Raw genomic sequence first — 11,876 nt, forward strand, 5'->3', positions numbered from 1 at the left:
GAACACCCCATGCTCAGCACACCCCTGACCCCGTCCCTCGTGCACGGCGCGGCCGAGATCGAGACCACGGCCCGCGGCCTGCGCCCGCACCGCCTGCCGCAGTGGGCCCGCACGCAGTTCCCCGACCCGCACCTGCTCATGATGGAGGCCCAGCCCTCCGGCGTCCGCGTGGCCTTCCGGACGGGGGCGCGCACCGTCGCGCTCGAGACCCACCCGTCGCGGCTCGCCTACCGCGGCGCGGACCGCCCGCGCGGCAGCGTCGACCTGGTGGTCGACGGCGCCGTCGTGGCGAGCAGCCCGCTCGCCGGCGGCGACGTGCTCGAGTCCGACCTGCAGACCGGCGCCACCGAGTTCCTGTGCGGCACCTCGCACACCACGACGTTCGACGGCCTGCCCGCCGGCGACAAGCTCGTCGAGATCTGGCTGCCGCACAACGAGTCGGTCGAGCTGATCGGGCTGCGCACCGATGAGCCGGTCACCCCGGTGGAGCCGGACCGCCGGGTGTGGCTGCACCACGGCAGCTCGATCAGCCAAGGCTCCAACGCGAGCACGCCGACCCAGATCTGGCCCGCCGTCGCCGCGCGCCGCGCGGACGTCGAGCTGCGCAACCTCGGGTTCGGGGGCAACGCGCTCGTGGACCCGTTCGTCGCGCGCACGATCCGGGACGCGCCCGCGGACCTGATCAGCGTCAAGCTCGGCATCAACGTCGTGAACCTCGACGGGATGCGGCTGCGCACCTTCGTGCCGGCCGTGCACGGGTTCCTCGACACGATCCGCGACGGGCACCCGACCACGCCGCTCCTGCTGGTCTCGCCGATCTTCTGCGGCATCCACGAGGACACCCCCGGCCCGGGCGCCGTCGACCCGGACAGCCTCGGCACCGACCACGTGCGCTTCCGCGCCACGGGCCGCCCCGAGGAGCAGGCACAGGGCAAGCTCACGCTGCGGGTCATCCGCGACGCGCTGGCCTCCGTCGTCGAGCACCGCGCGGACGACCCGAACCTCCACTACCTGGACGGCACCACCCTGTACGGGGCGGACGACGCCGTCGTGCACCCGCTGCCGGACGCGCTGCACCCCGACACCGCCACGCACCGGCTGATCGGCGAACGGTTCGCCGACCACGCGTTCGCCCAGGACGGGCCGTTCGGGCGGCCCGCCGGCGTCACGGCGCGGGCGTAGCGGCGCGCGACGGCGCGGGCCGGGCCTGCGCGGGGAAGACGGCGGCCGTCACGAACCGGCCGTCCTCGATCCGCACGGTGAGCTCGCCGCCGTCGTCCGCCACGCGGCGCGAGAGGGTGGCGAGCCCGCGCAGCTCCGGGAGCGTGTCGTCGGCGACGCCGTCGTTGACCACGGTGAGGCTGTGCCCCGTGAGCTCGATGCGCACCAGCGTGGCCCGCGAGTGCCGCAGGATGTTCGTCGTCGTCTCCCGGAGCACCTGCGCCAGCAGGTCGGTCGCGCGGGCGCCGGCCTCGGCGCGGCGGTCCACCCGCACGCGCATGCCCGCCGCCTCCAGGAGGTTGCGCGCGTTCTCCAGCTCCGCGGACAGGTTGAGCTTGCGCTGCCCGTAGGCCAGCTCCTTGGTCTGCGCGATCGTGTCGCCCACCAGCGTGTACATCTCGCGCAGCTCCTGCTCCACGCGTGCGGTGTCGCTGTGCAGCAGCTTCTGGGCCAGGGCGATCTTCAGCTTGACCACGTGCAGGGTGTGGCCCTGGATGTCGTGCAGGTCGCTCGCGAACCGCATCCGCTCGCGCACCACCGCGAGCTCCGCGTCGCGCTCGCGCGCCTCCTCCAGCTCCGCCATGACGTCGTAGAACCCCTTGTTGGGGAACATCAGGCCGATCAGCACCACGGTGACCCCGGTCGGGATGACGACGTTCGCGAGCAGCTCGTCCACCCCGGGATCGGCGGTGCGGGCCAGGCCCAGCGCACCGACCGCCGCCACGTAGGCGGCGATCCCGACCGCCGCCGCCCCGCGGTGGCGCGGGAGCTGGGCGACGCTCATGCCGCCGATGACGGCGAGCGAGTAGTACGCCGCCTGCGGGTCGCCGTCCATCGCCAGCACCCCGTAGGGCCAGACCGCCGCGGCGACCAGGAGGCACGGCAGCGCGACCCGGTTGATCTCCCCGACCGTCCAGCGCTCGAAGGCCACCACCACCGCCACGATCCCGAGCCCCAGGACGACGACGTCCAGCGGCGTCTGCGCCTGGCGCACCAGCATGAACACGCCGACGGCGACGAGCAGCGGCAGCATCATCGACAGGTTGAGCGTGCGGAACCGCCGCCGCGAGAGCCGCGTGGCGTCGGGCGACCAGGGGGCCGCGGGGAACGGGCCGCGCCCCGGGCGAGCAGATCCGGCGGTCATGGGTGGGTCTTCTCGTCGATCGGCAGGGAACCCCTCCCAGTATGGTCGCCGTGGGCGGGCGCAGCAGTGACGCTGCGTCATACGTTCCGCCCCGGGATGTCATGCCGCAGACCTGACGTGAGCACACTGGTCCGGGGCGCCCGCAGCGGGTGTGCTGGACGGCATGACGACAACCCCCGCCATCGACATCGACCGGCTGAACGTCACCTATGGCGACTTCCACGCGGTCAAGGACCTCTCGTTCCAGGTGGAGCAGGGCGAGCTGTACGCGCTGCTGGGCACCAACGGTGCGGGCAAGACCTCGACCCTGGAGGTCGTCGAGGGGCACCGCAGGGCGACGTCGGGCACGGTGCGCGTGCTCGGCAAGGACCCCGCCGACCGGCGCGCGGTCCGGCCCCGCATGGGGATCATGCTCCAGGAGAGCGGGTTCTCCCCCGACCTCACCGTGGCCGAGTCGGTCCGTCTGATCGGACGGCTCAGCGGCCGCGCCGACACGGCGGAGCGGGTGCTGGGCGTCGTCGACCTCACCCGCAAGGCCGACACCCGGGTGTCGCAGCTCTCCGGCGGCGAGAAGCGGCGGCTCGACTTCGCCACCGCCGTGTACGGGCGGCCCGAGCTGGTCTTCCTGGACGAGCCCACGACCGGGCTGGACATCCAGTCGCGCGACGCGCTGTGGGACGCCGTCGAGCAGCTCCGGGAGGACGGGTCCACCGTGGTGCTGACCACCCACTACCTGGAGGAGGCGCAGCAGCGCGCGGACCGCATCGGCCTGATGCACGACGGCGCGTTCCGCCACCAGGGCACCGTGGCCGAGCTGACCCGCACCCTGCCGGCCGCCATCCGGTTCGCGCTGCCGCCGGGCGCGCCCGCGCCGCTGCTGCAGGCCGCGCCGCTGGCCGACGGGTCCTACCAGATCGAGACCTTCGACCTGCAGCAGGACCTCAAGCTGCTCCTCGACTGGGCCGACGCGCACTCGGTCGAGCTGGTGGGCCTGTCCGCCGCACCGACCCGGCTCGACGACGTGTTCCGCGCCATCGAGGCCGAACCCGTCCCCGCCTGACCCGAGAAACGGAAACGACCACCATGCTCTCCATCGCGCGCAGCGAGCTGACCCAGATCCTCCGCAACCGGGCCGTGCTGATCACCAGCCTGATCATGCCCGTGGCGGCCAGCGTCTTCTTCATCCGGTTCCGGGAGACGTTCGAGCAGATCGGCAGCCTCGGCTACATCGGCGCCGTGATCGTCTTCACCATCGCCGCGTTCAGCCTCTACGCCACCACGGTGACCACCCTGGCCGCCCGCCGGCAGGACCTCTTCCTCAAGCGTCTGCGCTCCACCGCCGCGAGCGACGCCTCCATCCTGACCGGTCTGGTGCTGCCGATCAGCGTGCTCTCCGCGGTGCAGGTGGGGCTGATCCTCGCGGTGTTCGCCGGGCTGAGCGGCGGGCCCGCCGACGTGCCGCTCCTCGTGCTGGCCGTCGTGGCGACGTTCGTCATGATGCTCGCCCTGGGGCTGGCCACCGCGGGGATCACCAACTCCCCCGAGCACGCCCAGGTCACCTCGCTGCCCCTGAGCCTGGGGGTCGTGGCCGTCACGAGCTGGGTGGGGATCACCGGCACGGAGGACCTCACGCTGCTCAAGCGGCTGCTGCCGGGCGGCGCGGCCACCGAGCTGATCGTCAACGCCTGGAACGGCGGCGTGCCGCTCGGCGACTCGCTGCTGCTGCTCGCGCCCACGCTCGCCTGGGTGGTCGTGGCGGTCACGCTCGCCCTGCGGATGTTCCGCTGGGAGCCGCGGCACTGAGCCGCGCCCCGCGCACGACGGCGCCGCGCCGTCCGCTCCCTGGGGTGGGGCGGACGGCGCGGCGCTCTTGTCCTGCGGCCGACGGCGCGAGGGAGGCGGCGTCAGCTGATCTTGCGCTTGTACCCGGCGATCGCGAAGGCGTAAGCGACGACGAGGATGCCGACGAGCCATCCGAGGGCGATCCAGATGTCGTTGCCGACGGGCTGCTGGGCGAACAGGGCCCGGATCGTGTCGACGATCGAGGTCACCGGCTGGTTCTCGGCGAACCAGGCGACCGGGCCCGGCATGGTCTCGGTGGGCACGAACGCCGAGCTGATGAACGGCAGGAAGATCAGCGGGTAGCTGAACGCGCTCGCGCCGTCCACGGTCTTGGCCGAGAGCCCGGCGATCACCGCGAGCCAGGTCAGGGCGAGGGTGAACAGGACCAGGATGCCGGCCACGGCGAGCCAGTCGAGCAGCGAGGCGCCGGTGCGGAACCCCATGAGCAGCGCGACGCCGATGACGATCGCCACCGAGATCAGGTTGGACACCACCGACGTGAGCACGTGTGCCCACAGCACGCTGGACCGCGCGATCGGCATCGACTGGAAGCGTTCGAAGATGCCGCCCTGCATGTCGAGGAACAGCCGGTAGGCGGTGTACGCGATGCCCGAGGCGATGGTGATGAGCAGGATGCCGGGGAGCATGTAGTTGACGTACGACTCGCCGGTGCCGGTGTTGATGGCGCCGCCCAGCACGTAGACGAACAGGAGCATCAGCGCGATCGGCGTGACGGCCGTGGTGATGATCGTGTCGGGGCTGCGCAGGATGTGGCGCAGGGAGCGACCGGTGAGCACACCGGTGTCGCCCAGGACGTGGGAGGTCATCGGGTTTCCTTTCCTGCCGCGGCGGTGCCGCTGGTCGTGTCGTCGGGGGTGCCGTTCTCGGTGGGGTCGGGCTCGCCGACCAGGGTGAGGAACACGTCCTCCAGCGAGGGCTGCTTCTCCACGTACTCGACCTTGGCCGGCGGCAGGAGCGCCTTGAGCTCGGCCAGGGTGCCGTTCTGGATGATGGTGCCCTTGTGCAGGATCGCGATGCGGTCGGCGAGCTGCTCGGCCTCGTCGAGGTACTGCGTGGTCAGCAGCACGGTGGTGCCGTTGTTCGCGAGCTCCTTGACCGTCTGCCACACCTCGATGCGGGCCTGCGGGTCCAGCCCGGTGGTGGGCTCGTCGAGGAAGATGATCGGCGGGTTGCCGATCAGGCTCATCGCGATGTCGAGCCGGCGGCGCATGCCGCCCGAGTAGGTGCCGGCGCGGCGGCCGCCCGCGTCGGTCAGCGAGAAGCGGGCGAGCAGGCCGTCGGCCACGGCGCCCGGGTCGGGCAGGTGGCGCAGCTTCGCCACGAGCACCAGGTTCTCCCGGCCCGTGAGGATCTCGTCGACCGCGGCGAACTGCCCGGTCAGGCTGATCGACTCGCGCACGTCGCCGGCCTGGGTGCCGACGTCGAAGCCGTGCACGGTGGCGGTGCCCGCGTCGGCCTTGAGCAGCGTCGACAGGATCCGCACGAGCGTGGTCTTGCCCGCTCCGTTGGAGCCGAGCAGGGCGAAGATGCTGCCGGCCGCGACGTCGAAGTCGACGCCCCGCAGCACGTGCAGGTCCTTGAAGGACTTCTCGATGCCGTGCACCCGGATGGCGGGTGTCGTGGCCTGGTCGGTGGTCATGTCCAGTTCTCCTTCGCTGGGGTCAAGCACTGGGGAAATCTCGGGGGTCAGGGACGGCGGACGACGATGTCGCCGTAGCCGGTGCTGGCGTGGATCTCGGCGGTCGACTCGTTCTCGACCGGACCCTCGGTGGGGGTCAGGTGGTTGCGGACGCTGCCGTGCTCGGAGACGACGTCGAGGTAGGCGGCCACGCCCTCGGGCACGCCGACCTCGATGGTGCCGAAGGACGTGGTGAGCGTGGCGCTGCCGGACTCCAGGTTGTTGACCCGGATGCCCGCGTGGGCGGACTTCACGGTGAGGGTGCCGCGCACCTGGCTGACCATGATGTCGGCGTGCGCGCCCTGCACCTGGAGGGTGCCGGTCACGGAGCCGACGGTCGTGGTGCCGTTGCTCGCGCGGATCGTGGCGTCGCCCGCGACCTCGTCGACGCGCACCGAGCCCGCGCTCACCTTGATGTCGGCGGGCCCGGCGACCCGGCGGGCGTTCACCGAACCGGCGGACACCTTGAGGGTGACGCGGTCGACGTCGTCCAGCGTGACGTTGCCGGACGCGAGGGTCATGTCGACGGAGGCGAGGGCGCCCTCGACGTAGAGCGAGCCGGTCTTGCCGCGCAGCTCGGAGCCCGCGGGCAGCTCGACGGTGATGTCGGCGGTGCCGGCCGCGAAGGGCAGCACGTACTGCTTCCACGAGTTCGGGTAGGTGATGGTCACGGCGTCGCCGTCCCGCTCGACGCGGACCTCCTCGGCGGCGCGCACGCTGCCGGACTTCTTGTCGGTGGGCAGCACGGTGACGACGACGTCGTCCCGCTCGCCGGCGACGACGTGCAGGTTGCCGAACGGCACGTCCACGACGACGGGGACCGGGTGGGGGGCGGGGAAGGTAGGCATGGCAAGGCTCCAAGGCGGTGTGAACGATGGTGGTGATGTCTGCGGCGATGTCAGTGGTGTCGCGGTGGTGTCACGCGGGCGGGTCAGCGCACCCACCCGGTGACGCGGCTGTTGGCGCGCTGCTCGGGGCCGGCCGGCTCGGCCGCGCGGCCGGGCGGCCGCTCGACGGCGGCGGCGACCGCCCGCACGAGCCAGGTGTTGACCGAGACGCCGTCGCGCGCGGCGGCGAGCTCCGCCTGCGCCTTGAGGTGGTCGGGCAGGCGCAGGGTGGTGCGGGTGGTGGCCCCCGCCTCGCCCTCCACCTGGGCCGACGCCGGTGCGGCCGGGGCGGGAGGCGCTGCGGGGGCGGCGGGCGCCGGCGCGGCAGGCCCGGCCGGGGCCGCCGGCGTGTTGACGACGAACTCCGGGGAGCCGCCGCGCAGCCGCACGTCGACCGAGCCCGGGGCGAGCTCGGCGGAGATCTCCCCGGCGGCGTCGGAGAGGGCGCTGAGCAGGACGAGGCGCGCGGCGGCATCCAGCGGTGCGGTCAGGCGGGCGGCGAGCTCGCGGGCGTCGTCACCGCCGGCGGCGGCTGCCGTGGCGAGCTGACGCTGGAGCTCGTCGGCGTATCGGTTCAGGTCCATGGCACCATCATGACACCTACGTGGTGTCACTGCAAGCCCTTTGACGCCACCAATGACACCACGTCTTCGCCGCGGGGGTTGGCGGGGCCGGGCGGGGTCAGCGGGACAGGCGGTCCACGACGGCGCCGTAGAGCCACGGCGCCCGCGTCGCGGCGGGCACGATGGCGGCGCGGGCGGGGCTCTCCGCCCAGGCGAGCAGCCCCGAGGTGAGCACGCGGTAGTCGCGCGTGACGGTCCGCCAGGCACGCTCGTACGCCGCCGGGTCCTCGAGGTGGCGGACGGCGGCGTCGGCCTGCGCGAGGCCCACTCGGACCCCCTCGCCGGTCAGTGCGTCGACGTACCCCGACGCGTCGCCCACGAGCCGCACCCGTCCCGCGGTGCGCCGCCGCGACCGCCGCCGCAGCGGGCCCGCGCCGAGCACCGTCCCGGTCGGCTCGGCGCCGTCGAGCCGGGCGGCGAGCTCCGGGAACTGCGAGCGCAGCAGCGTGTCGAACCCCGCGCCGGTCACGGTGCGGGGCGCGAGCAGCGCGACGCCGACGACGCCGTCGCCGACCGGCGTCACGTAGGCCTCGGCGTGCGGCGACCAGTGCACCTCGACCAGGTCGGTCCAGGGCGTCACAGCGAAGTGCCGGCGCAGGCCGTACCGAGGGCGGGCCGGCCGGCCGGAGCCCCGCCCGGTCCGGCGTCCGGGGCGGACGTCGAGCCCGGCCAGGCGGCGGACGACGGAGTGCAGGCCGTCGCACCCGAGCAGCCAGCGGGCGCGCAGGGTGACGGAGTCGCGGGCCGGGTGGCCGCCGCCGTCCGCACCCCCGGGCGTCACCTCGATCTCGACCCCCGCGTCGTCCTGCCGCAGCGCGGTGACCCGCCCGGAGGTGCGGCGGGCGCCGACGTCGGCGGCGCGGGCCCGCAGGGCGTCGTGCAGGGCGGTGCGCCGCACGCCCCGCCCGGGTCCGGCGGTGAACTCGTGGTCGGCGTGCCGGCCGGGCGCCCGGTAGCTGATCCCGGTGAGCACGTGGCCCGGCGGGTCGGCACCGAGCGCCTGCACGGCCCGCAGCGCGCCGGGCAGCAGGCCCTCGCCGCAGGCCTTGTCGAGGGTGCCGGCCCGGTGGTCCACGACCAGCACGTCGAGCCCGGCGGCGCGCGCGTGCACCGCGGCGGCCAGACCGACGGGCCCGGCGCCCACCACCAGGACGTCCGCGTCGGCGGCGGCCCGGCCCATGCCGCTCACCCCACCCCGGGCACGGCCTGCCGGAGCGCCCGGTCCTCGGCCGGGATGCGGAACCGCGCCAGCAGCACGGCGTTCAGCACGGTGAACGTGACGGCCGTGACCCAGCAGGTGTGCACCAGCGGCAGCGCGATCCCCTCGACCACCACGGCCACGTAGTTGGGGTGGCGCAGCCACCGGTACGGCCCGCCGGTCACGAGCGGCAGGTTCGGCACGACGATGATGCGGGTGTTCCAGCGGTGCCCCAGCGTGGAGACGCACCACCAGCGCAGCGCCTGGCTCGCGAGCACCAGCACGAGCATGGGCCAGCCCAGCCACGGCAGGAACGGGCGGTCGGCCAGCACGGCCTCCGCCACGCACGCCACCAGCAGCCCGGTGTGCAGCGCCACCATCGCCGGGAAGTGCCCCCGGCCCGACTCGACGCCGCCGCGCTCGAACGACCAGCGCGCGTTGCGGGCCGAGACGACGAGCTCGGCGAGGCGCTCCACACCCGTCGCCGCCACGAGCGCCACGTAGAACCCGAGCATCTCAGCGCCCCTCCAGCCGCAGCAGCACCAGCTCGCACGACACCCCGGGGCCGAACGCCATGAGCACGGCGGGCGTCCCGGGCGGCGCCTCGGCGGCCTCCAGGGTCCTGGCCAGGACGTCCAGCACGGAGACCGAGGAGAGGTTGCCCGCGCTCGCGAGGCTCGCACGGCTCTCCCGGACGGCGTCCTCGGACAGGCCGAGCGCGTCCCGCACCGCGTCGATCACGCGCGGCCCGCCCGCGTGCACCACCCAGGCCGGCACCTGGGCGGGCGTGAGGCCGTGGTCGGCCAGCAGCCCCTTCACGTCGGCGAGCAGGTGCGCGCCCAGCAGGTCGGGCAGGTCGGCCGAGAGGACGATCGCGAACCCGGTGTCCCGCACCTCCCAGCCCAGGGCGTCCGTGGTGCCGGGGTAGAGCTGCGAGCGGGTGTCCAGCACGCGGGCCGTCCGGCGTCCGCCCTCCGCGCGCGCCAGCGGGTGCTCCGCGCCCACGACGACGGCCGCCGCCGCGCCGTCACCGAACAGCCCGGACGCCACCAGGTTGGCCGCCGAGTCGTCGCGGTGCTGCAGCGTCAGGGAGCACAGCTCGACCGCGACCAGGAGCGACACGTCGCGCGGCCGGCCCAGCAGGTGGTCGTGCACCCGCGCCAGCCCGCCCGCCCCGCCCGCGCAGCCGAGACCGAACGACGGCGTGCGCCGCACGTCCCCGCGCAGGCCGAGCCGCTCGGAGAGCAGCACGTCCAGCGACGGCGCCGCCACCCCCGTCACCGACGTGGCGAACACGTGGTCGACCTCCGCCGGCTCGACCCCCGCCGCGGCCAGCGCCCGGCGGCAGGCCTCCTCCGCCAGCAGCGCGCCCTCCCGGACGAACACCGCGTTGGTCGCGCCCATCGACCCCAGGCCCGCGTACTCCTCCAGCGGCAGCGCCAGGTGCCGGCTGCGCACCCCGGCGCTCGCGTGCAGCCGGCGCAGCAGCGCGGCCCGCGACGGGTCCGGCGTCACCAGAGGCGCCACGGCCTCGGTGATCGCCTCCTGGGCGTAGACGTGCCGAGGCAGGACCGCCTCGACCGCAACGACGCGCGACACCTAAGCATCCTGACCCAGGACCAGCCCAGCCGCGCGGGGAGCGCCCACCAGGACTACCGTGCCGCCCATGATGACCGGCACCGGTGCCCGCCGCCTCGGCCGCGGCCTCGTGCTCGCGAGCCACCCCGCCCCCGCCGCCGTGGTCACCGCCCTGGCCGCCGGGCTCGCCGCCGCCCTCGGGTCCCCCGCCGACGTCGTCACGCTGGTCGCCGTGGCCGTCGGCACCGGCCAGCTCTCCGTCGGATGGTCCAACGACTGGATCGACGCACCCCGCGACCTGGCCGTGCACCGCGCCGACAAGCCCGTCGTGCAGGGGCTCGTCACGGCCGCCACCCTGCGCACCGCCGCGCTCACGGCGCTCGCCGTCTGCGTCGGCACGTCGCTGGCGGCGGGCCTCGTGGCCGGGGCCGCGCACCTGGTGGCCGTCGCCGGGGCGTGGGCCTACAACGCCCGGCTCAAGTCGACCGCCTGGTCCTGGCTGCCCTACGCGCTCTCGTTCGGGCTGCTGGCGGTCTTCGTCGTGCTCGCGGCGCCCGGCCCCGGCGTCCCTGCCGCGTGGGCGGTGCTCGCCGCCGCGCTGCTGGGGGTGGGCGCGCACGTCGCCAACACCCTGCCCGACCTGGAGGACGACGCCGCCACCGGCGTCCGGGGCCTGCCCCACCGGCTCGGCCGCCAAGCGTCCGGCGTGCTCGCGCCCACGCTCCTGACCGCGGCGGTCGCCGTCGTGGTCGTCGGGCCGGCCGGGCCCCCGGCACCTGCCGCCTGGGCCGGCGGCGCGGTCGCCGTCGTCCTGGCCCTGGCCGCCGGCGTCGTGGCCGTGACCCGGCCCCGCAGCCGCGCGCCGTTCGCGCTCAGCCTGTGCGTCGCCGTGGTGTGCGTCGTGCTGCTGGCGCTGGCCGCGCAGGACATCGCCGTGAGCCCCGGCGCATAGTGTGAGAACCAGGCGCCCGGCCTGGCGACGAAGGTAGGTCCGATGCGATGAGAATCTCGACGTCCCCCCACGACCTCGCCCGCCGAGCGGCCACCGTGCTCGGCTCCGGCCTCGAGGCCAGCATCATCTTCCGCGAGCACGGCGTGTCGGTCGCCGCGGGCAGCAGCACCGCCGCTGCCGGCCGGTGCGACCAGGCGGAGGCCCGGGCCGAGACCGGACCCTGCGTCGACTCCATCGACCTGCGGACGGTCCAGGTCGTGCCGGTCGTCGCCGACACGGCGGGCTGGCACGCCTGGCGCGCCCAGACCCTGCAGGAGGGGTTCGTCTCCGCGCTGGCGGTGCCCGCCTTCGTCAACGACGACGTCGCTGTCGCGCTGAACCTCTACTCCCGCGCGCCGGACCCCTGGACCAACGAGCTCCTGACCGCTGCGGACGGGTACGCCCAGCTCGCCGCGTCCCTGGTCGCCCTGCACCTGGAGCTCGCCGAGCTGGAGGACGCCACCGCGGGTCTCTACCGCCAGCTCTCCGACACCGCCGCGATCGAGCGTGCCGTCGGGGCCGTCATGCACTCCAACGACACCAGCGAGAACGAGGCGCGACGGATCATCGAGTCCGCCTCCAGGAACCGTAACGTGACACAGCGGGACGTGGCCGAGACCATCCTGCGTGCGCTGGTGGTCACCGACGCACCGCCGCCCGAGGAGGAGCCCGGCGCCTGAGCGGGGCCGCCCC

13 protein-coding genes are annotated in these 11,876 nt (G+C 74.4%); 5 read left to right on the top strand and 8 right to left on the bottom strand.

Features of this window, described 5'->3' with window-relative positions; all coding sequences use genetic code 11:
• Positions 1–9: 9 nt before the first annotated feature.
• On the top strand, positions 10–1,182 hold the full coding sequence (locus tag ACZ7LE_RS10895; protein ID WP_470403322.1) for an SGNH/GDSL hydrolase family protein: 1,173 nt from the start codon (positions 10–12) through the stop codon (positions 1,180–1,182).
• On the opposite strand, the gene ACZ7LE_RS10900 is transcribed toward ACZ7LE_RS10895, so the two are convergent.
• On the bottom strand, positions 1,166–2,365 hold the full coding sequence (locus ACZ7LE_RS10900; protein WP_470403323.1) for a sensor histidine kinase: 1,200 nt from the start codon (positions 2,363–2,365) through the stop codon (positions 1,166–1,168). The genes ACZ7LE_RS10895 and ACZ7LE_RS10900 overlap by 17 nt on opposite strands.
• Positions 2,366–2,528: 163 nt before the next feature.
• Here ACZ7LE_RS10900 and ACZ7LE_RS10905 point away from each other — a divergent pair, with 163 nt between their 5' ends.
• Both ACZ7LE_RS10905 and ACZ7LE_RS10910 read left to right on the top strand, forming a co-directional pair.
• On the top strand, positions 2,529–3,425 hold the full coding sequence (locus ACZ7LE_RS10905) for an ABC transporter ATP-binding protein (protein WP_470403324.1): 897 nt from the start codon (positions 2,529–2,531) through the stop codon (positions 3,423–3,425).
• Positions 3,426–3,448: 23 nt separating this feature from the next.
• Positions 3,449–4,168, top strand: a complete 720-nt coding sequence (locus ACZ7LE_RS10910) for an ABC transporter permease (RefSeq protein ID WP_470403325.1) — start codon at positions 3,449–3,451, stop codon at positions 4,166–4,168.
• Between the two features lie 101 nt (positions 4,169–4,269).
• Here ACZ7LE_RS10910 and ACZ7LE_RS10915 read toward each other — a convergent pair whose 3' ends face one another.
• From ACZ7LE_RS10915 to ACZ7LE_RS10945, 7 genes are all read right to left on the bottom strand, one after another.
• Positions 4,270–5,034 (bottom strand): ABC transporter permease, encoded by a 765-nt coding sequence (locus ACZ7LE_RS10915; RefSeq protein ID WP_470403326.1) that lies wholly within the window; start codon positions 5,032–5,034, stop codon positions 4,270–4,272.
• A complete protein-coding gene (locus ACZ7LE_RS10920) occupies positions 5,031–5,867 on the bottom strand; it encodes an ABC transporter ATP-binding protein (protein WP_470403327.1) in 837 nt (278 codons plus the stop codon). The genes ACZ7LE_RS10915 and ACZ7LE_RS10920 overlap by 4 nt, the downstream gene beginning before the upstream one ends.
• 47 nt (positions 5,868–5,914) lie before the next feature.
• Entirely contained in the window at positions 5,915–6,754 is an 840-nt protein-coding gene (locus tag ACZ7LE_RS10925; RefSeq protein ID WP_470403328.1) for a DUF4097 family beta strand repeat-containing protein, read from the bottom strand.
• Between the two features lie 83 nt (positions 6,755–6,837).
• Positions 6,838–7,377, bottom strand: a complete 540-nt coding sequence (locus tag ACZ7LE_RS10930; RefSeq protein WP_470403329.1) for a toxin-antitoxin system HicB family antitoxin — start codon at positions 7,375–7,377, stop codon at positions 6,838–6,840.
• A 97-nt stretch (positions 7,378–7,474) separates the two neighbouring features.
• Positions 7,475–8,596 carry an NAD(P)/FAD-dependent oxidoreductase gene (locus tag ACZ7LE_RS10935; RefSeq protein WP_470403330.1) on the bottom strand — a complete coding sequence of 374 codons (1,122 nt, stop codon included), beginning with the start codon at positions 8,594–8,596 and terminating at the stop codon, positions 7,475–7,477.
• Between the two features lie 5 nt (positions 8,597–8,601).
• Entirely contained in the window at positions 8,602–9,129 is a 528-nt protein-coding gene (locus ACZ7LE_RS10940; protein WP_470403331.1) for an isoprenylcysteine carboxyl methyltransferase family protein, read from the bottom strand.
• Between the two features lies 1 nt (position 9,130).
• Positions 9,131–10,213 (bottom strand): type III polyketide synthase, encoded by a 1,083-nt coding sequence (locus tag ACZ7LE_RS10945; RefSeq protein WP_470403332.1) that lies wholly within the window; start codon positions 10,211–10,213, stop codon positions 9,131–9,133.
• Positions 10,214–10,280: 67 nt separating this feature from the next.
• Between ACZ7LE_RS10945 and ACZ7LE_RS10950 the strand changes: the two genes are divergently transcribed.
• Together ACZ7LE_RS10950 and ACZ7LE_RS10955 are read left to right on the top strand one after the other, a co-directional pair.
• A complete protein-coding gene (locus ACZ7LE_RS10950) occupies positions 10,281–11,144 on the top strand; it encodes a UbiA family prenyltransferase (protein ID WP_470403333.1) in 864 nt (287 codons plus the stop codon).
• Between the two features lie 47 nt (positions 11,145–11,191).
• Positions 11,192–11,863 (top strand): ANTAR domain-containing protein, encoded by a 672-nt coding sequence (locus ACZ7LE_RS10955; protein WP_470403334.1) that lies wholly within the window; start codon positions 11,192–11,194, stop codon positions 11,861–11,863.
• Positions 11,864–11,876 lie beyond the last annotated feature (13 nt).

This window comes from Promicromonospora sp. NPDC110617, from assembly GCF_055598465.1.

What these genes read in the sequence shown, in the direction of transcription:
- ACZ7LE_RS10935 (WP_470403330.1), bottom strand. Translation starts at nt 8,596, where the DNA reads ATGGGCCGGGCCGCCGCCGACGCGGACGTCCTGGTGGTGGGCGCCGGG.
- ACZ7LE_RS10930 (WP_470403329.1), bottom strand. Translation starts at nt 7,377, where the DNA reads ATGGACCTGAACCGATACGCCGACGAGCTCCAGCGTCAGCTCGCCACG.
- ACZ7LE_RS10955 (WP_470403334.1), top strand. Translation starts at nt 11,192, where the DNA reads ATGAGAATCTCGACGTCCCCCCACGACCTCGCCCGCCGAGCGGCCACC.
- ACZ7LE_RS10905 (WP_470403324.1), top strand. Translation starts at nt 2,529, where the DNA reads ATGACGACAACCCCCGCCATCGACATCGACCGGCTGAACGTCACCTAT.
- ACZ7LE_RS10920 (WP_470403327.1), bottom strand. Translation starts at nt 5,867, where the DNA reads ATGACCACCGACCAGGCCACGACACCCGCCATCCGGGTGCACGGCATC.
- ACZ7LE_RS10925 (WP_470403328.1), bottom strand. Translation starts at nt 6,754, where the DNA reads ATGCCTACCTTCCCCGCCCCCCACCCGGTCCCCGTCGTCGTGGACGTG.
- ACZ7LE_RS10950 (WP_470403333.1), top strand. Translation starts at nt 10,281, where the DNA reads ATGATGACCGGCACCGGTGCCCGCCGCCTCGGCCGCGGCCTCGTGCTC.
- ACZ7LE_RS10940 (WP_470403331.1), bottom strand. Translation starts at nt 9,129, where the DNA reads ATGCTCGGGTTCTACGTGGCGCTCGTGGCGGCGACGGGTGTGGAGCGC.
- ACZ7LE_RS10895 (WP_470403322.1), top strand. Translation starts at nt 10, where the DNA reads ATGCTCAGCACACCCCTGACCCCGTCCCTCGTGCACGGCGCGGCCGAG.
- ACZ7LE_RS10900 (WP_470403323.1), bottom strand. Translation starts at nt 2,365, where the DNA reads ATGACCGCCGGATCTGCTCGCCCGGGGCGCGGCCCGTTCCCCGCGGCC.
- ACZ7LE_RS10915 (WP_470403326.1), bottom strand. Translation starts at nt 5,034, where the DNA reads ATGACCTCCCACGTCCTGGGCGACACCGGTGTGCTCACCGGTCGCTCC.
- ACZ7LE_RS10910 (WP_470403325.1), top strand. Translation starts at nt 3,449, where the DNA reads ATGCTCTCCATCGCGCGCAGCGAGCTGACCCAGATCCTCCGCAACCGG.